The sequence below is a fragment of the Streptococcus sp. Marseille-P6264 genome, assembly GCF_902460355.1.
Taxonomy (GTDB): domain Bacteria; phylum Bacillota; class Bacilli; order Lactobacillales; family Streptococcaceae; genus Streptococcus.
The window spans coordinates 107800-124973 of sequence record NZ_CABPTO010000001.1; the positions used below are offsets into that span (position 1 = coordinate 107800).

Below are 17174 nucleotides of genomic sequence, written 5' to 3' on the forward strand. Positions count from 1 at the left end.
TTAAGTCGACTGTCTTGCTTACAGTCGTTTTTATTTTCGACAAATCATGATATAATAAATAGAATACCCTAAAAGGAAGAGAAAAATGAATTTAGAAGATTTGAAAAAACGACAGGAGAAGATTCGCAATTTCTCCATCATTGCCCATATCGACCACGGGAAATCAACCTTGGCTGACCGGATTTTGGAGGCGACGGAGACGGTTTCCAGTCGGGAAATGCAGGCCCAACTCTTGGACAGCATGGACTTGGAGCGGGAGCGCGGTATCACCATTAAGCTCAATGCTATCGAGCTCAATTATACCGCAAAGGACGGGGAGACCTATATTTTCCATTTGATTGATACTCCGGGACACGTGGACTTTACTTATGAAGTATCGCGGTCGTTAGCAGCCTGTGAAGGAGCTATTTTGGTCGTTGATGCAGCTCAGGGGATTGAAGCTCAGACCTTGGCTAATGTCTATCTAGCGCTTGACAATGACTTGGAAATCCTGCCGGTTATCAATAAGATTGACCTGCCAGCTGCGGATCCAGAACGGGTGCGAGCTGAGATTGAAGATGTGATTGGACTAGATGCTAGCGAAGCCGTATTAGCTTCTGCCAAGGCTGGTATCGGGATTGAAGATATTCTAGAGCAGATTGTGGAGAAAGTTCCAGCTCCGACTGGAAGTGTAGAAGCACCACTCAAGGCATTAATCTTTGACTCAGTCTATGACGCCTATCGTGGGGTAATCCTGCAAGTGCGAGTAATGGACGGTGTGGTCAAGCCGGGAGATACCATTCAGCTCATGAGCAATGGCAAGACCTTTGATGTAACTGAGGTCGGCATCTTTACGCCCAAGGCCATTGGCCGCGATTTCTTAGCGACAGGGGATGTCGGCTATATCGCAGCCTCTATCAAGACTGTACAGGATACCCGGGTCGGAGATACTGTAACCTTGGCTGATAATCCAGCAACAGAACCTCTGCATGGCTACAAGCAGATGAACCCGATGGTTTTTGCTGGTCTCTATCCTATCGAGTCCAATAAATACAATGACTTACGTGAGGCTCTTGAAAAGCTCCAGCTAAACGATGCCAGCTTGCAGTTTGAGCCAGAAACATCACAGGCGCTAGGATTTGGTTTCCGTTGTGGCTTCTTGGGCTTACTGCACATGGACGTCATTCAGGAGCGTTTGGAGCGTGAGTTTAATATTGATCTGATTATGACGGCACCGTCCGTTATCTATAAGGTCAATATGACGGATGGTGCTTCGATTGATGTGTCCAATCCGAGCGAGTTTCCAGACCCAACCAAGATTGATTCTATCGAAGAGCCTTATGTCAAGGCGCAGATTATGGTGCCTCAGGAATTTGTCGGAGCAGTGATGGAGTTGGCTCAGCGTAAGCGCGGTGACTTTGTGACCATGGACTATATCGACGATAATCGGGTCAATGTCATCTATCAGATCCCGCTTGCTGAAATTGTCTTTGACTTCTTTGACAAGCTCAAGTCCTCTACTCGTGGTTATGCTAGCTTTGACTACGAAATCTCTGAGTATCGCTCGTCCAAGCTGGTGAAGATGGATATTCTCCTTAATGGCGACAAGGTTGATGCTCTTAGCTTCATTGTTCACAAGGAATTCTCCTATGAGCGTGGTAAGCTGATTGTAGACAAGCTCAAGAAAATCATTCCTCGTCAGCAGTTTGAAGTACCTATTCAGGCAGCTATTGGTCATAAGATTGTGGCTCGTACTGATATCAAGGCTCTGCGTAAAAATGTCTTGGCCAAGTGTTATGGTGGTGACGTTTCTCGGAAGCGCAAACTTCTAGAGAAACAAAAAGCCGGTAAAAAACGGATGAAAGCTATCGGATCTGTCGAAGTCCCACAAGAGGCCTTCCTCAGCGTCTTGAGTATGGATGAGGAATAAAGTCGGCTTTAATCGCCTGAGTTCAGTATTACAAAGCGAAGAAAAACAGTAGATCTGTTTCCAAAAATAAGATAGGGAAGTAATCTTGAAAAGTTGATGTTATCTATAATGTTTCGATAGTATGAAAATCTAGATAGTTCGGGTCCATGTAGTTAAAAAAGGGGGGTATTATGACAAAAAAATATTTTCTTAGTTTTTTGACAGTTCTGGTTGGTCTGTCTCTGTCCTCTTGTGGCCTTATTAAAAATTATGGTAATCGGAAATCGTCTACTTCTAGTAGTACATCCAGTCAAGTTTCTCAAAAAGATAGCAGCAAATCTGCTAAAGCTAGTGACAAAGATGTTTCTACTACAACCGAGACCAAGCGCATTGGTTCGGCTGATTACGGCTATATCGATATTCCAAGTAATTGGATCAAGTTCACCGACTTAGATGGTGGCGACAGCGTTCAGTTCACGGATGGCTCAGCTTATAATATCGTTACCATGAATGGCTATACTAGAGAAAAAGCTCATGTCCAAGATGGGGAAACTTTCAATGCTGAGCTAATTGCCCAGCGACTAGCCTATAGTTGGAATGATAATAAAGATGTAGAAAAAATGTGGGGAGCAAAATCCACTGTTTCTGGCAATGAAGCTTTCCAACTGAATGTAATTATGAAATCAGGGCAGCTAGTGGTTTCTTGGGTTTTCCAAAAAGACGACAAAGTATATTTAATCTCTTTTGAAGGTGACCGAGAAACTTTGGCTTCTGTTATTTCCTACATAGAAGAAACATGGAGCCTTGACGAAAAAGGCCCAACTAACAATCTTTAAAACAAAGTAAATGAGAGTGGGATAGAAATCGGTAATTCGTTAGATTCGATTTCGTCGTCTCACCTCCGCACAGTTGAGTAGGGCTGTAAAAGCTGATGAAATCAGCGTAGTAGAGCCTACTCAACCACTGCGTCTTGCTCGACAATCCAAAGACAATTGAGAGGCTAGGACTTTTGTCCCAGTCTCATTTTTTTGAAATTTATGATATAATGCTAACGAAAATCAACTGATTAGAAAGTAGTTTATGACTCAAGAAATTGACCTTGAAAAATACCACCAACTAGCCCTGCAAAAGCAGAAAGAGCACCGAAAATTTTTAGCCAATCTTAAGAAAAAGCCACCAAAAAATCTCGATAAGCTTGCCCAGCAAATCCATGATGAGGTCTTTGAGGAAATTGACTGTACAGCCTGCGCCAATTGCTGTAAGACGTTAGGACCAGACTTTAAGGAAGCCGATATTGTCCGTATTGCCAAGTATTTCAAGATGAAGCTGCCGGCTTTTGAAGAGGAGTTTCTGCAGGTGGATGAAGACGGCGACAAGGTTTTCAAGGCCATGCCTTGTCCTTTTTTAGGTGGTGACAATCTCTGCTCAATCTACGATGTCCGTCCCAAGGCCTGCCGAGAGTTCCCTCACACAGACCGCAAGAAGATTCATCAGATTAATCATCTGACAATCAAAAATACCCTGACCTGCCCAGCGGCCTATCTCTTTGTGGAGAAGCTACAGGATAGGTTGTAAAATCCCCCTCTAAATCTTGTACAAAAATTCTAGGGCGGAAGTATCTTATATCTGTTAGACTATAGTTAGGAGGTAAGCAGAAAAGAATATGATGCATCAATTCAATCGAACCATGGAATATCTGGAAAGTAAGCTGGACGCAGAAATGGACTTGCAGCAATTCCAACAGCTGTCAGGCTATTCTTATGCTCTCTTCAGCAGGCTCTTTTCTATTCTAGCAGATATGACTTTAGCAGAATACTTGCGCAACCGCAGGCTGTCTGAAGCTGTGACGGACTTGCGAGAAAGCTCTGAGAAAGTCATTGATATAGCACTGAAATACGGCTATGAGTCTTCGGATGCCTTCAGCGCAGCCTTCAAAAAATTCCATGATGCGACTCCCTCAGAAGTTCGAAATGGAAAACCTTATCGGGTCTTTCCTAGACTTCAATTATCCTTAAAGATTACAGGAGGAAAGAATATGGATATCAAGATTCAAAAGAAACCTGCTTTTACTGTAGCAGGCGTCCTATTGGAAGCTATCGACAATAGCCAGTGCCCATCTGCTTGGGAGCAGCTCTATGCAAATCACAGCTTTGAAAGCTTAGAAAGTATGGGCAGTGGCCAATCCTTTGGCCTCTGCTCTGATGTCAAAGAGGGTGAAATCATTAACTACATGGCGGCTTATGATGTGACGGATAAAGCGAAAGCAGAAGCCCTAGGCCTTTCTATCAAGGAAATCCCAGCAGCTGAATATGCCATCGTACCAGTCAAGGGGGCTATACCTGCCAGCATCCACCATGCTTGGAAATATGTTTTGGAAGTCTTCTTCCCAGAAACAGGTTATCGCCACTCAGGAGCACCAGACTTTGAAGTTTACACCGAGGGAGACATGTCCTCGCCAGACTATCAAATGGAACTCTGGATACCTGTGGTGAAATAAAATGGTGATTGCAAGTCATTTTTTAGGTGTCAATTACAGAGGAGGAGGTGCTATGCAGATGTATTTTGGGGACGTTTCTCTCTGTTATACATATTCACTTGCGATGGTGCTGCATTCGTATGGTTATGATGTTCGCCCTGAGTTTTTGGAAGCTATTATGGTGATGGGAAATGGTGCTAGTATTATAAAGGAAGATGAAAAATATCCCTTAGTCTTCTTTGATAATGGGATGCCAGATAGTTCTATCAGCCATTCTTTAAACATTCTGGGTTTTACATACGATGAATACTATATAAAGGATTCAAGTGCGGTGGATCTTCTCTCTATCAGAACGATCTTAAGTAAATTCTTGCTCAGTGGGCCAGTTGTTCTTGGCCCTTTGGACATGGGTTATCTGACCTATAATCCCAATCATATTCATTTGTATGGGGTGGACCATTTTGTTTCAGTTTATGATCTAGATGATGAGTTTATCTATTTCCATGATCCAGCAGGCTTTGCTTGTATGAAAATGACTTTCTCAGAATTTTCGAAAGCCTGTGAAGCTAAAAATATCGACTATAAAAGAGGTTCTTTCTCCATGTGGGGAAACTTTAAAAAAATCAAATCTCCTACTTCCAAAGAAGTTTACCAGAAAATATCTATGTTGATGAAGCAACGATATGAAGACGGTGAGGAGAACGTGATAGTAAGATATGCTAAGTCGGTAGCGGACAATGGCTTGAATGAAGAACAAAAGCATCTTCATCAATACTTTAGCTTCAAATTAGCTTCTATCAGAAATATATACATGAGCAACTTCTTAAAAGACCACGATACGGTCAGATCTGAACTAAAAGAAAATTTAGCAAAATTGTTTGGTCAAGCTCATCTATTTTGTATCAAGGAAGATTACCAAAAACTGTCAGAAGTCTTGTATGATATTGCAGCACTAGATAATAAATTTAGAGATTTGTGTATTCACTATAAAAAAGAGTAGAAGAAGTGAGAAAAAGGAAGATGCTGTTTGGTAGTGCAGCAGAATCGAAACAAGAGCCACCAAACTATCAAATGGCACTCTGGATACCAGTGGTGAAGTAGATTAGAAACCAGCCGTTTATTTTTGAGCGGCTGGTTTTTTGTGGCTTGTGGTATAATGAAGCTACTACAGTTATAGAAAGGATTCCAACCTTGTCATACAAATTTCTACTTTTCGACCTTGACCATACGCTGCTGGATTTTGATACGGCAGAAGACATTGCCCTGACTCATTTTTTGAAGGAGCAGGGCGTTACGGATATTCAGACTTACAAAGACTATTATATTCCCATGAACAAGGGGCTTTGGCGGGATCTAGAGCAGGGGAAAATCACCAAGCCAAAGCTGGTCAATACGCGCTTTTCTCGTCTTTTTGCCCATTTTGGCATTGAGAAGGATGGATCCGAGTTGGCCCTTCTCTATCAGCAGCACATTGCTCAGCAAGGACAAACCTACGCTGGTGCTAGCGAGCTTTTGGACAGTCTGACAGCAGCTGACTATGAGATTTACGGGGCGACCAATGGTATCACGGCTATTCAGACCGGTCGCATGGCTCATTCCGATATTGCGCCCTATTTTAATCACATTTTCATTTCGGAAAAGATGGGAACTCAGAAGCCGGAAGCTTTGTTTTATGAGAAAATAGCAGAGCAGATACCCGATTTTGTCCTGTCTCAGGCTTTGATGATTGGAGACTCCTTGACGGCAGATATTGCTGGCGCTAATAATGCTGGACTGGACTCTATCTGGTACAATCCCAAAAAGCTGATTAACACTAGCAGTGCGCAGCCGACTTATACGATATCTTCTTATGAAGAAATTAAAAAATTGATGCTTTAAAAAATTTTTAAGTCTGTCAAGAAAAAAACTTGACAGCTGTTTTTAATCTGCTATAATAGAACATGTGCTAAATAGCTCAGCTATTTCACCGAAATAAAAAATAAGAAAAGAGAGAAATTTTAAAAATGGCAGTAAAAATCCGTTTGACTCGTATGGGTTCTAAGAAAAAACCTTTCTACCGTATCAACGTTGCAGACTCACGTTCACCACGTGATGGACGTTTCATCGAAACAGTTGGAACTTACAACCCACTTGTTGAAGAAAACCAAGTGACATTGAAAGAAGATCGCGTTCTTGCATGGTTGGCTGATGGAGCTCAACCTTCAGATACAGTTCGCAACATTCTTTCAAAAGCTGGTGTTTTGAAGAAATTCCACGATTCAAAATACTCTAAATAATAGAAGTGCAGGTTGATATATGGACACGATTGAAAATCTCATTATTGCGATAGTGAAACCTTTGATTTCACAGCCAGATGCCTTAACTATCAAGATTGAAGATACACCTGAGTTTTTAGAGTATCATCTTGATCTTGATCCAAGCGATGTTGGACGTGTGATCGGTCGTAAAGGTCGTACTATCTCCGCTATAAGGACGATTGTTTACTCTGTCCCAACCGAGTACAAAAAAGTTCGCATCGTCATTGATGAGAAATAAGAAGCAGCGGGGCCATGTGTCCCGTTTTTCTATGGCCCTTAATGAAACAAGCCGTTAGGTGTAGTTGAATTTAGGGCCATTGATGCAGTTCGAGCTCTGCGAGAACCAAGTATTTCAGTTAAGACAAACGCAAAATCTACACTCGAATTCAAATAAATTCGAAACCGGAGGACATATGAAGTCAGAAGATTATGCTTGGAACGCTCATGAGCGCAAGTCTTATGAGAATGATCAAGTGATTTTACCGAGTCCTTATAAGCTAAAAATTCTGGATGATAGTGAGAAGAGATTGGAATTGGAGCTTGTTTTGGAACAGCTTCCTCAGGGGCAACTGGCTCGATGGGCTATGAAAATGGCGTCAAGCTTTATAGATCTGATTGATGCGGAAGATGAGATTGAAAAGCAGAAGATTTCGACTCAGGTAAGAGAGGTTTTTCAGGCTCGACTTGATGGGAGGGCATCTGCCTATGAACTAAGGCAGGCTGGTTTCTTGGCTAACAAACTGTCTCAGCAAGCTCAATCACAAATCGGTAAATATGCTGCTCGTGTCTTTGCCCAAGCAGTCGCAACAGGCCACATGCGGGGACATGCTATTGTCGCAGCGGATTATGCCATCAAAGTCAGAAACTTGCAGAGTACGAATGATTTGCAGCTGGCTATCAGGGAAAGAGAGAGACAGATAGAGCTGGCCTCTGCTTTTATTAGATCAGGAAAGGAAACTTTATGAAGCATTTATTTTCACGCTTGTCACCAGCGCAAAAGATTATCTTGTCTTTTCTTCTGGTGATATTCTGTGGCTCCTTGCTACTCAGTCTGCCTTGGGTGCAGACGGCAAGTTCCCAAGCGGGCTATCTGGATCATCTTTTTACAGCTGTCTCGATGGTCTGTGTGACAGGGCTTTTTACACGATCGGTTGTGGATACCTACAATGTCTGGGGCCAGCTCCTTTGTATGCTGCTGATTCAAATTGGTGGTTTGGGAATCCTGACCTTTATCGGATTTTTCACCATGGAAAGTCGGAAAAAGCTCAGTCTCAAGGATCGCCGTATTCTGCGGGATAGTTTTAGTTATGGTCACAATCGTACCTTAGGTCAATTTGTCCGTTCTATTTTTATCACGACTTTTACTATCGAAGGACTGGGCGCTCTCCTTCTCATGATTCGCTTCATTCCCAAGTTTGGTCTGAGAAAAGGGATTTTTAATTCTATCTTTCTAGCCATTTCTGCATTTTGTAATGCGGGCTTTGATAATTTTGGCAATGATAGCCTACTAGGCTTGCAGACAGATGTTTTGGTCAATATCACCTTGGCTCTCCTCATCATTACTGGAGGACTTGGCTTTATGGTCTGGTTTGACTTGGCTACTAAATTGGGAGGAAAACAGAAGGGGCTGCACTTTCATACTAAGGTAGTCTTACTGCTGACTGCTGGTCTCCTCGTTATTGGGACGGTCGCGAGTCTTTGGACGGAGTATAATAATCCTGGAACGATTGGCAATCTTTCCTTTGGCGATAAGCTACTGGTCAGCTTTTTCCAGACAGTCAGTATGAGGACAGCTGGCTTTGCTTCTATAGATTATACGGCTGCTCGTCCAGTAACCCTGTTTATCTATCTGCTCCAGATGTTTCTAGGAGGAGCTCCGGGTGGTACAGCGGGCGGTCTGAAAATTACGACCTTCTTAGTTCTTTTGCTTTTTGCCCGAAAGGAAATTCTGGGCTTGCATCATACCAATATAGGGCGGAGGACATTGGCTCCTCAGCTAGTGCAGAAGGCTTTTGGTGTGACAGTGATTTTTCAGCTGACATTTCTGCTCGGACTTTTAGCACTGGGGCTAGTGACCGACAGCAGTCATCGCTTTATTTATCTGATATTTGAGACTGTGTCAGCACTGGCTACAGTTGGCGTGACGGCCAATATCACTACCAGCCTCAATACAGCTGGTATGATTGTGATTATGCTGCTGATGTTTATTGGACGGGTGGGGCCGCTGACGCTTATGGTCAGTCTTAACCATTACCAACCGAAGAAGGCTGCAACCTTGCATTACAGCAAGGCGGACATTATGATTGGATAGGAGAAAAGAAATGGCAAATCAAACAGTTGGAATCCTCGGCTTGGGGATTTTTGGACAGAGTATCATCGAGGCCTTGATTTCTCAAGATGTAGAAATCATTGCGATTGATAATCACGAAGAGACAATCAATCAGTATGAAGACATGATTGCCGTTGGTGTGATTGGGGACATTACCGATATGGAGCTTTTGGAGGCGGCGGACGTTGGTTCCTGTGATACGGTCGTCGTAGCGACGGGAGAAAGTCTGGAATCCAGCGTCCTAGCGGTCATGCACTGCAAGGCATTGGGCGTAAAAAATGTCATTGCCAAGGTCAAGGATGAAGTAACCCAGCAGGTACTGGAAAAGGTGGGAGCTGATTTGGTTATCCTGCCTGAAGTGGAGGCTGGTATTTCATTGGCTAAGACCATTCTTTTCAACCATTCGATTGAGGTCTTCCAGTTGGATGACGATGTAGTGGTGGCTGAGTTTGAACTGCCTGCTAGCTGGGTCGGGAAAACGGTCCGTGAAGTAGACGCTCGTAGGCTTTATCGTCTTAATATTATCGGCTATCGTCTGACAAAAAATCAGCCTTTGGAAAGCCAATTTACCCCAGACTTTGTTTGGCCAGCAGGTGTCAGCATTATAGCTGTGACTGATAACCAGCATTTGGATAATTTACGTGAAATAGTGAAGTAGCAGCTAGGATAAGTTCTCTTCGCTGGTAGTCCAAGCGATTCTAACTAGGCATTCGACACTTTTCTATTATATGAAGAGAATCTATATGAAGAGAATCGATACATAGAGAGTGGGACAGAAATCGGTAATTCGTTAGAGTTCGATTTCGTCGTCCCACCTCCGCACAGTTGAGTAGGGCTGTAAAAGCTGATGAAATCAGCGTAATAGAGCCCACTCAACCACTGCGTCTTGCTCGACAATCCAAAGACAATTGAGAGGCTAGGACTTTTGTCCCAGCCTCTTTTTTGAAACCAGTTGTAAAATTTGTTATACTATCACTAGAAAAGGAGTGATTTTATGAGCTTAACCAGCCAGATCATTACAGCAGATTTTCCAGATTTGGATAAGGTAGAAGCCTTGAATAATGAAGCTTTCCCAGAAGAGGAAAGGATACCGCTCAGTGAATTTTTACGATATGAGGAACAGGAAGATGCTAATTTTTTCGCCTTTTATCATGAAAAGGAATTTGTTGGTTTTGCCTTTGCCATCTCCAACGCGCAAGCCTTCTATGTTAGCTTCTTTGCGATTATGCCTCACCTGCGCAGCCATGGCTATGGCGGTGAAATCATCGAAAAGCTGGTCAATTTCTATCAGCGAACGATGCTTTTAGAAATTGAGCGCCTAGACGAGCCATGTGACAATCTGGAGCAGCGCCAAGCTCGTTGGGATTTCTATCACAGCAAGGGCTTCCGCTCAGCCAATGCCTTTCTGGAATATGAGGATCTTAGTTTTGAAATTCTTTATCGAGGGGATTCTTTTGACGAAGAAGCCTACCGAGACATTTTCCACCGACTTCAGGAGGAGAATTATTTCGATTTTGAAATCAAACATAGACGTTTCAGCGATTATTAAAATGAAATTTTATAGTAGTCAAAGGATATTTGGAGCAATAAAAGATTGCTTTGTTTTTACTATATGGAGGTTAGAATGAGACTCTGGCATCAAGCACTGATTCCCAAACTTCCCCGTCCGCAACTGCTTGGTCAGCATCGGGAATGCTGCGCTCTTCGTGGCAATGGCTGGGGCAAGAAACATGCGACCGTTGACTATGTTTTTACTCACTCTCCTTACTTGCTTTACCGCTACCATGAGCTGATTATGGAGGAGATGAGCAAGCGAGGTTATCGTGTGTCCCCAGAGTGGCTAGAGCGGGACTATCGTGGTAAGATCTGTCCAGCCTATGTGCATCTGGAAGAAATAGCTGTTGCGAGCACTATTTATCCTGAGCATGATGTGGCTTACTATGAGGAATGCCTGCAAAATCTCAAAGAAAAAGGCATTGACTTATAGGCTTTTCCGCTGTTTGGGCTAACTGCCTGTCTTGAGAAAAAGCCAGCAAAATGATACAATAAAACGAATAGTAAAAAGATTAACTGGAGTAATAATGAATTATTTTAATGTTGGTAAAATCGTCAATACCCAAGGTTTGCAAGGCGAGATGCGGGTTTTATCAGTGACAGATTTTGCGGAAGAGCGTTTTAAAAAAGGTAATAAACTGGCCCTTTTCGATAAGAAAGACCAGTTTGTTATGGATGTGGAGATTGCCAGCCACCGCAAGGCCAAGAACTTTGATATTATTAAGTTTAAGGGGATGTATCATATCAATGACATCGAAAAATTTCGTGACTTTAGTCTGAAAGTAGCCGAAGAAGACTTGGCTGATTTGGAAGATGGGGAATTTTACTACCATGAAATCATCGGCCTTGAGGTCTATGAAAATGATGTTCTGCTAGGTACGATTAAGGAGATTCTCCAGCCAGGAGCCAATGATGTCTGGGTAGTCAAACGTAAAGGTAAGCGTGATTTGCTACTGCCTTACATTCCGCCAGTGGTGCTGGGAATTGACATCGAGCAAGGTCGGGTTGATGTAGAGATACCGGAAGGACTGGACGATGAAGATTGATATTTTGACCCTCTTTCCAGAGATGTTTGCTCCCTTGGAGCACTCGATTGTGGGAAAGGCGCGAGAAAAAGGTCTCTTGGAGATCAACTATCACAATTTTCGAGAAAATGCGGAAAAATCTCGGCATGTGGATGACGAGCCCTACGGTGGCGGTCAGGGCATGCTGCTGCGGGCTCAGCCTATTTTTGATGCTTATGATGCTATTGAAAAGAAGCAACCGCGCGTGATTTTGCTGGATCCTGCCGGACGGACTTTTGACCAAGCCTATGCTGAGGAGCTGGCCAAGGAAGAGGAACTCATTTTCATTTGTGGTCATTATGAAGGCTATGATGAGCGGATCAAGACCTTGGTGACGGACGAGATTTCGCTAGGTGACTATGTCCTGACCGGAGGAGAATTGGCGGCTATGACCATGATTGATGCGACAGTTCGCCTGATTCCAGAGGTTATTGGCAAGGAAGTCAGTCATACAGATGACAGTTTTTCGTCTGGACTCTTGGAGTATCCTCAGTACACTCGTCCTTACGACTATCGGGGCATGGTTGTTCCTGAAGTCCTCATGAGTGGTCATCATGAAAATATCCGCAAGTGGCGTCTCTATGAAAGTCTGAAAAAGACCTATGAGCGTCGTCCTGACTTGCTGGAAAACTATGAATGTACAGCCGAAGAAGCCAAAATGTTGGAAGAAATTCGAGCCAATAGTAGGGATAGTGAACACTAGTTCTTTTTATCAAGTAGCAAAATGTAGATATCGATTTCTCAAAGAGGCTGGGACAAAAGTCCTAGCCTCTCAATTGTCTTTGGATTGTCGAGCAAGACGCAGTGGTTGAATGGGGGCTCTACTAGGCTGATTTCATAAGCTTTTACAGCCCTACTCAACTGTGCGGAGGTGGGACAACGAAATCGAATTCTAACGAATTACCGATTTCTGTCCCACACTCTTTTTTTATTTGGATGAAGAGCTGGAAAATTTTTTGAAAAAATTCAAACTTCCTTCTTGACAGAAAAAATAAAAAGGAGTATTATCTTAACTAGTTAATAAACCAGTTAACAAAAGAGGCTATTTTTGAAAGCAATTCTTGGTAAAGAATGTTTTGAAAATAGTTATTTCTTTGAATGATTGCTAAACTGGTTAAGGAGTTGGAATGAAAATCAAAAAAGTCTTGATAGCTTTAAGTCTAGTCTTGCTGGGGCTTGGCCTTGCTTCTTGTAGCAAAAAGGAAGCAAGTGGTACTGGCAGCAAACGCGGGCTCAATATTGTCACGAGTTTTTATCCGATTTATTCGATGGTCAAAGAAGTCTCGGGAGATTTGAACGATGTCCGAATGATTCAGTCAGGCGCAGGGATTCATGAATTTGAGCCGTCAGCCAGCGATGTAGCAGCTATTTATGAAGCGGATGTCTTTGTGTATCATTCGCGGACTTTGGAGTCTTGGGCTGGTAGTCTAGATCCTAGTTTACAAAAGTCCAAAGTAGCGGTCGTAGAAGCTAGCAACGGGATGCAGTTGGACAAGGTGGCTGGCTTAGAAGAAGTGTCTGCTGAGGAAGGGATTGATGAAAAGACCCTCTATGATCCACATACTTGGCTGGATCCTGAAAAAGTGGCAGAAGAAGCGCAACTCATCGCTCAAGCATTGTCCAAGCTAGATAGTAAAAATGCTGATACCTATCAGAAAAATGCTCAAAAATTTGCAGAGAAGGCAAAGGTCCTGAGCCAAAAATATCAAGGAGTCTTTAGCAGGCTAGATGAAAAAACTTTCGTGACCCAGCATACGGCCTTCTCTTATCTAGCCAAGCGTTTCGGTCTCAAGCAATTGGGGATTTCAGGCATTGCGCCAGATCAAGAGCCTAGTCCAAGACAGTTGACGGAGATACAAGACTTTATCAAGACCTATAAAGTCAAGACGATTTTTGTCGAGAGCAATGCTTCTTCTAAGTTGGCCGAAACTTTGAAGAAGGCGACAGGAGTCAACCTAAAGGTGCTAAATCCTCTGGAAGCAGATCCTGAAAATGATAAGACCTATCTTGAAAATTTAGAAGATAATTTAGAAATTTTAGCCAAAGAATTAAAACATTGAGGTGATGTATGAAAAAGAAATATATTATTAGTTCAGTTGCGGCACTGGCTACACTTGGTGTGTGCGGGTATGCGATCATGCAGTATCAAGCAGATAAGCCACAAGAACAAGCAACAAATCGTGTCGCTTATGTAGAGAAGAAATCTGCAAATAAGCAGGACAATAAATCTCAAAAAACTGAGAAATTGACACCTGAGCAGATTCAGGCCAAAGAAGGCATTACTGCTGAGCAGATTGTTGTCAAGATTACGGACCAAGGCTATGTGACTTCACATGGTGATCACTATCATTACTATAATGGCAAGGTTCCCTTTGATGCAATTCTGAGTGAAGAGTTGATCATGCGGGATCCAAATTATCAATTGCAAGAATCAGATATTGTCAACCAAGTGAAAGATGGTTATATTATCAAGGTTGCAGGAAAATATTACCTGTATCTGACCAATGCCAAAGAAACCAGCAATGTTCGTTCAGTTGATGAAATCGCACGGCAAAGACAAATCCATCCTAGCAAGGAAGAAGGCGAAAGAGGATCAGAAGCTAAATCTACCCAAACTGTTAGCAGAAAAACGCAAGACTTCAGTCGTCCAAGTGCCGCCTACGCTGCAGGAAAGAGAACCTATCAAGCAGAAGGAACTGCATCGAGTCGGAGCAATGGCGCCTATACAACAGATGACGGCTATGTTTTCAGTCCATCTGATGTGATTTCGGATACAGGAGATGGCTTCCTGGTACCACATGGCGGTCATATACATTATATTCCCAAAAGTGATCTGTCGCCAGGTGAGTTAGCGGCTGCCCAAGCCTACTGGGATTCCTTGCAGCGAGGCAAGCAAGCAGCTAGTCCAGCTGAAAATCTTAATACAGGAGGAGAGGCTTCTGGTCCTACAGGTAAAGCATCAGAAAATCAACATGCAGGAACTGCGACTAAGCCAGCGCATCAAGCTGACAAGGGACAGACTACTAAACCAGCTCAAGCGTCCAAACCTGCCCAATCAGATGCTGGGCACGGAGTTAAACCAGCTGAAAAAGCAGAAGATGCACCATCAAGTTACCAAACCTTACTTGAGAAACTCTATCGTACACCAAAAGAAAAACGCTATGTTGAAAAAGATGGTCTTGTCTTTGATCCAAGTAAAATCGTTAGACGGACCGCAGAAGGAGTGGCCATTCCACATGGAAATCACTACCACTTTATCCCTTACAGCAAACTGTCTGCCCTAGAAGAAGAAATAGCTCGGAACATTCCTGTTGCTGATCAGAAGACTTATCCTAAGACTGCTGCAAGTACACCAAGCCAGCCTAGTCAACCAGCAAATCCAAGTCGGCCAGCCAAACCAGCTGATAAAGATGAGAACGATCATGGTTTCCATGCTGAGAATGTCATCTCAAAAGATGAAGAAGGTTACGTTGTCCAACACGGCGGCCATGCACATTATTTCTTTAAAAAAGATTTGACCAAAGATCAGATTGCAGCAGCAGAAGCGAACCTGGCTAAGCAAAAAGATTCAAGCCAATCCAGTCAAGTCAGCACAGAATATGACCGTTTTTCTCGTGACGCAAGTGACGAAGAGAAAATCGCTTATATTTCCAAGACTTACGGCGTACCGCGTGAAGCAATTAAGATTTCAAAAGGTTTCTTTGTCTTTAATAATCCGGATCAAGACTACGATCCGACCCATATCCATCCATACGCTGTTCGAAAAGAGCACGTTCGGATTCCTTTAGAAACTGGAAATCCAGAGCTGGACTTCCTAAACGAGCTTTATACAACAGCCCTGCGTTCAGGTCTGTCTCCATACAGTATTCAGGTTGAAAATGGACAGTTTGTCATTCCGCATGGCGATCACAACCACTACATCCGTGTCCAATCCAAAGGATTGAATCTAGGTTTGAAGAATAAAATCCCAGCCTTGCAATCAGCTTATCAAGCAGGAGCTTATGATGAAAAGGCAGTTCTTGAAAAGGTGGATGCCCTCTTGGCAGCTAGCCGAACCATTTATGCTAAAGACTTGCTCATGCAGCGTCGAATCGAGCTAGCTCTCGGTAATTTTGTAGAAACCATGAAGCAATTGCCAAGCAACTCAACAGAGGGATATTTGGCAAGCCTAGATCAATTTGATAAGCATTACATTCATGTTGATGAAAAAGCGAAAACGGAAGAGCTGACCGAAGTTGATAAAAAATATCAAGAATTGGTTGACAAAATCAAACGTTTGGAAACGGACAGCTACAATGTGAATAAAACCAGCTTACTCAGTGAATTGCAGGCAGCTAAGGTAGAAAAAAATGAAGCTAAGATGGCTGAGATTGAGCAGCTATTGGCAAGTCTGCAAGATTATCAAGATCGGACAGGAGTGACTTCCGTCGAGTATCTCAAAGCTTTCTATCTTGCGGTTGATGATGCTCGTTTGAAGCCAGAACTTCGGAAGAAAGTTGCTGATTTGACGCTCAAGCTTTATAAATCTCAGGCCTTTATTGAAGCGGTCGACCTGAAAGTTCTTTTCTTGGAACTTTATCAAACCAAGCTCGAAGTTGATAAGGCTCTGGCAAGTGGCGAGGCTGCTTCAGCCAAGGATAAAACGATTCTGGATACCGAAAAGGTGGACGACCACAGTTATAAGACGGCTATCTACGGTTTCTTGAAAGAATTGTACGGAGAATTTGCACCGCAACCTACGGAGGAAATCTCAGAAGAAACTCTCCAAGCTCTCTTCGAAAAAGGTCAAGAACTTTTGGAAAAAGTAACGGATTCGACTCTGCAAGCAAATTATCAAAAGCAACTCGCAGCACTTGGTACTGATTTGCAAGAAGCCCGCAAAGATAGAGAAACGATTTTAGCAGAAACGAAAACGTTCTTGGCTCAAATCGTTGAAACCTTAAAAGAACAGCAAGCATCTGCAGCGCTCAGGGATAAAGAGACCTATCTTAAAATTTACAATTTGCTGATATCCGCCCACAAGATGCTTGAGGAACAGCAGGGGACAGATGAGCAATTTGCCAAGGTAGATGCTCTATTGGATAAATTATCCGATCCGAGTGTAGACAAAGCAGGCTTGTTAGCCGAAGCAGAAGCCTTCTTTAATCAGCTTCAAGCCAACAAGCAAGATCCGACTGAAACTAAAACTGAGACGGAGGCTAATTCGGCTGAGGAGACTAAGGAAGAAAAAACAAGCGAGACTCCTAAAGAAACAGTGGAAGAGTCAAGCTCACCTGCCACTCCTAAAGTAGAAGAAGCGAATGCACCAGCTCCTTCAGAAAAAGAGGCTGAAAGTCAAGTGACACCAGAAGAAAATAAGCAGTAAAGAAATTTTTCTAAATAAATGGAATATGGAGCGGAAGAAGCTAGAAAACGCTTTAAATCCGCTCTATTTCCACTTTCTTAGGATGAAGCGTTCGATTTTTGTCATAGAATTGTAATAAAATTTCTATTTAAATGATATGGTTTTGACTGGTTTAACCAGTCATTTTATGTTAGTATTATAGCATAGGACTGAATGTAAATG

17 protein-coding genes are annotated in these 17174 nt (G+C 42.9%); all 17 read left to right on the forward strand.

The annotated features are described in order from the left end of the window. Positions 1 to 85 precede the first annotated feature (85 nt). Positions 86 to 1909 (forward strand): translation elongation factor 4, encoded by a 1824-nt coding sequence (lepA, locus tag FZ941_RS00600; protein WP_148886443.1) that lies wholly within the window; start codon positions 86 to 88, stop codon positions 1907 to 1909. 170 nt (positions 1910 to 2079) lie between these two features. After that, positions 2080 to 2724 carry a hypothetical protein gene (locus FZ941_RS00605; RefSeq protein ID WP_148886444.1) on the forward strand — a complete coding sequence of 215 codons (645 nt, stop codon included), beginning with the start codon at positions 2080 to 2082 and terminating at the stop codon, positions 2722 to 2724. Between the two features lie 244 nt (positions 2725 to 2968). Beyond that, positions 2969 to 3463, forward strand: coding sequence for a YkgJ family cysteine cluster protein (locus FZ941_RS00610; protein WP_148886445.1), 495 nt, complete (start codon positions 2969 to 2971; stop codon positions 3461 to 3463). Positions 3464 to 3551: 88 nt separating this feature from the next. After that, on the forward strand, positions 3552 to 4385 hold the full coding sequence (locus FZ941_RS00615; RefSeq protein ID WP_148886446.1) for an AraC family transcriptional regulator: 834 nt from the start codon (positions 3552 to 3554) through the stop codon (positions 4383 to 4385). A 52-nt stretch (positions 4386 to 4437) separates the two neighbouring features. Beyond that, positions 4438 to 5364: a DNA repair protein RadC gene (locus tag FZ941_RS00620; protein ID WP_148886864.1), complete on the forward strand. Its 927-nt coding sequence runs from the start codon at positions 4438 to 4440 to the stop codon at positions 5362 to 5364. Positions 5365 to 5555: 191 nt separating this feature from the next. Beyond that, positions 5556 to 6242, forward strand: coding sequence for a YjjG family noncanonical pyrimidine nucleotidase (locus tag FZ941_RS00625; protein ID WP_148886447.1), 687 nt, complete (start codon positions 5556 to 5558; stop codon positions 6240 to 6242). A 125-nt stretch (positions 6243 to 6367) separates the two neighbouring features. Beyond that, positions 6368 to 6640, forward strand: a complete 273-nt coding sequence (gene rpsP, locus FZ941_RS00630) for a 30S ribosomal protein S16 (RefSeq protein WP_005590447.1) — start codon at positions 6368 to 6370, stop codon at positions 6638 to 6640. A 19-nt stretch (positions 6641 to 6659) separates the two neighbouring features. Further along, positions 6660 to 6899, forward strand: coding sequence for an RNA-binding protein KphA (gene kphA / locus FZ941_RS00635; protein WP_005590445.1), 240 nt, complete (start codon positions 6660 to 6662; stop codon positions 6897 to 6899). A 175-nt stretch (positions 6900 to 7074) separates the two neighbouring features. Further along, positions 7075 to 7626: a putative immunity protein gene (locus tag FZ941_RS00640; RefSeq protein ID WP_148886448.1), complete on the forward strand. Its 552-nt coding sequence runs from the start codon at positions 7075 to 7077 to the stop codon at positions 7624 to 7626. Beyond that, positions 7623 to 8972, forward strand: a complete 1350-nt coding sequence (locus FZ941_RS00645; protein WP_148886449.1) for a TrkH family potassium uptake protein — start codon at positions 7623 to 7625, stop codon at positions 8970 to 8972. Before FZ941_RS00640 ends, FZ941_RS00645 begins: the two co-directional genes overlap by 4 nt. 10 nt (positions 8973 to 8982) lie before the next feature. Next, entirely contained in the window at positions 8983 to 9648 is a 666-nt protein-coding gene (locus FZ941_RS00650) for a TrkA family potassium uptake protein (protein ID WP_148886450.1), read from the forward strand. 336 nt (positions 9649 to 9984) lie between these two features. Further along, the gene (locus tag FZ941_RS00660) at positions 9985 to 10539 is read left to right on the forward strand and encodes a GNAT family N-acetyltransferase (RefSeq protein ID WP_148886451.1); all 555 of its coding nucleotides are present in this window, start codon (positions 9985 to 9987) and stop codon (positions 10537 to 10539) included. Positions 10540 to 10614: 75 nt separating this feature from the next. Continuing rightward, positions 10615 to 10977: a TIGR02328 family protein gene (locus tag FZ941_RS00665; protein WP_148886452.1), complete on the forward strand. Its 363-nt coding sequence runs from the start codon at positions 10615 to 10617 to the stop codon at positions 10975 to 10977. 94 nt (positions 10978 to 11071) lie between these two features. Next, the gene (gene rimM, locus FZ941_RS00670) at positions 11072 to 11590 is read left to right on the forward strand and encodes a ribosome maturation factor RimM (RefSeq protein WP_045497618.1); all 519 of its coding nucleotides are present in this window, start codon (positions 11072 to 11074) and stop codon (positions 11588 to 11590) included. Then, positions 11580 to 12311 carry a tRNA (guanosine(37)-N1)-methyltransferase TrmD gene (gene trmD / locus FZ941_RS00675; protein WP_005590438.1) on the forward strand — a complete coding sequence of 244 codons (732 nt, stop codon included), beginning with the start codon at positions 11580 to 11582 and terminating at the stop codon, positions 12309 to 12311. Before rimM ends, trmD begins: the two co-directional genes overlap by 11 nt. 424 nt (positions 12312 to 12735) lie before the next feature. Continuing rightward, positions 12736 to 13668 (forward strand): metal ABC transporter solute-binding protein, Zn/Mn family, encoded by a 933-nt coding sequence (locus FZ941_RS00685; protein WP_148886453.1) that lies wholly within the window; start codon positions 12736 to 12738, stop codon positions 13666 to 13668. A gap of 8 nt (positions 13669 to 13676) precedes the next feature. Continuing rightward, positions 13677 to 16973, forward strand: a complete 3297-nt coding sequence (locus tag FZ941_RS00690; protein WP_148886454.1) for a pneumococcal-type histidine triad protein — start codon at positions 13677 to 13679, stop codon at positions 16971 to 16973. Positions 16974 to 17174: the final 201 nt, after the last annotated feature.

Bases quoted from the DNA above. Each gene is read 5' to 3' on its own strand.
- FZ941_RS00610 (WP_148886445.1), top strand. From the start codon at position 2,969: ATGACTCAAGAAATTGACCTTGAAAAATACCACCAACTAGCCCTGCAA.
- FZ941_RS00660 (WP_148886451.1), top strand. From the start codon at position 9,985: ATGAGCTTAACCAGCCAGATCATTACAGCAGATTTTCCAGATTTGGAT.
- FZ941_RS00605 (WP_148886444.1), top strand. From the start codon at position 2,080: ATGACAAAAAAATATTTTCTTAGTTTTTTGACAGTTCTGGTTGGTCTG.
- FZ941_RS00645 (WP_148886449.1), top strand. From the start codon at position 7,623: ATGAAGCATTTATTTTCACGCTTGTCACCAGCGCAAAAGATTATCTTG.
- FZ941_RS00685 (WP_148886453.1), top strand. From the start codon at position 12,736: ATGAAAATCAAAAAAGTCTTGATAGCTTTAAGTCTAGTCTTGCTGGGG.
- kphA (WP_005590445.1), top strand. From the start codon at position 6,660: ATGGACACGATTGAAAATCTCATTATTGCGATAGTGAAACCTTTGATT.
- trmD (WP_005590438.1), top strand. From the start codon at position 11,580: ATGAAGATTGATATTTTGACCCTCTTTCCAGAGATGTTTGCTCCCTTG.
- FZ941_RS00620 (WP_148886864.1), top strand. From the start codon at position 4,438: ATGCAGATGTATTTTGGGGACGTTTCTCTCTGTTATACATATTCACTT.
- FZ941_RS00665 (WP_148886452.1), top strand. From the start codon at position 10,615: ATGAGACTCTGGCATCAAGCACTGATTCCCAAACTTCCCCGTCCGCAA.
- lepA (WP_148886443.1), top strand. From the start codon at position 86: ATGAATTTAGAAGATTTGAAAAAACGACAGGAGAAGATTCGCAATTTC.
- FZ941_RS00640 (WP_148886448.1), top strand. From the start codon at position 7,075: ATGAAGTCAGAAGATTATGCTTGGAACGCTCATGAGCGCAAGTCTTAT.
- FZ941_RS00615 (WP_148886446.1), top strand. From the start codon at position 3,552: ATGATGCATCAATTCAATCGAACCATGGAATATCTGGAAAGTAAGCTG.
- rimM (WP_045497618.1), top strand. From the start codon at position 11,072: ATGAATTATTTTAATGTTGGTAAAATCGTCAATACCCAAGGTTTGCAA.
- FZ941_RS00650 (WP_148886450.1), top strand. From the start codon at position 8,983: ATGGCAAATCAAACAGTTGGAATCCTCGGCTTGGGGATTTTTGGACAG.
- FZ941_RS00690 (WP_148886454.1), top strand. From the start codon at position 13,677: ATGAAAAAGAAATATATTATTAGTTCAGTTGCGGCACTGGCTACACTT.
- rpsP (WP_005590447.1), top strand. From the start codon at position 6,368: ATGGCAGTAAAAATCCGTTTGACTCGTATGGGTTCTAAGAAAAAACCT.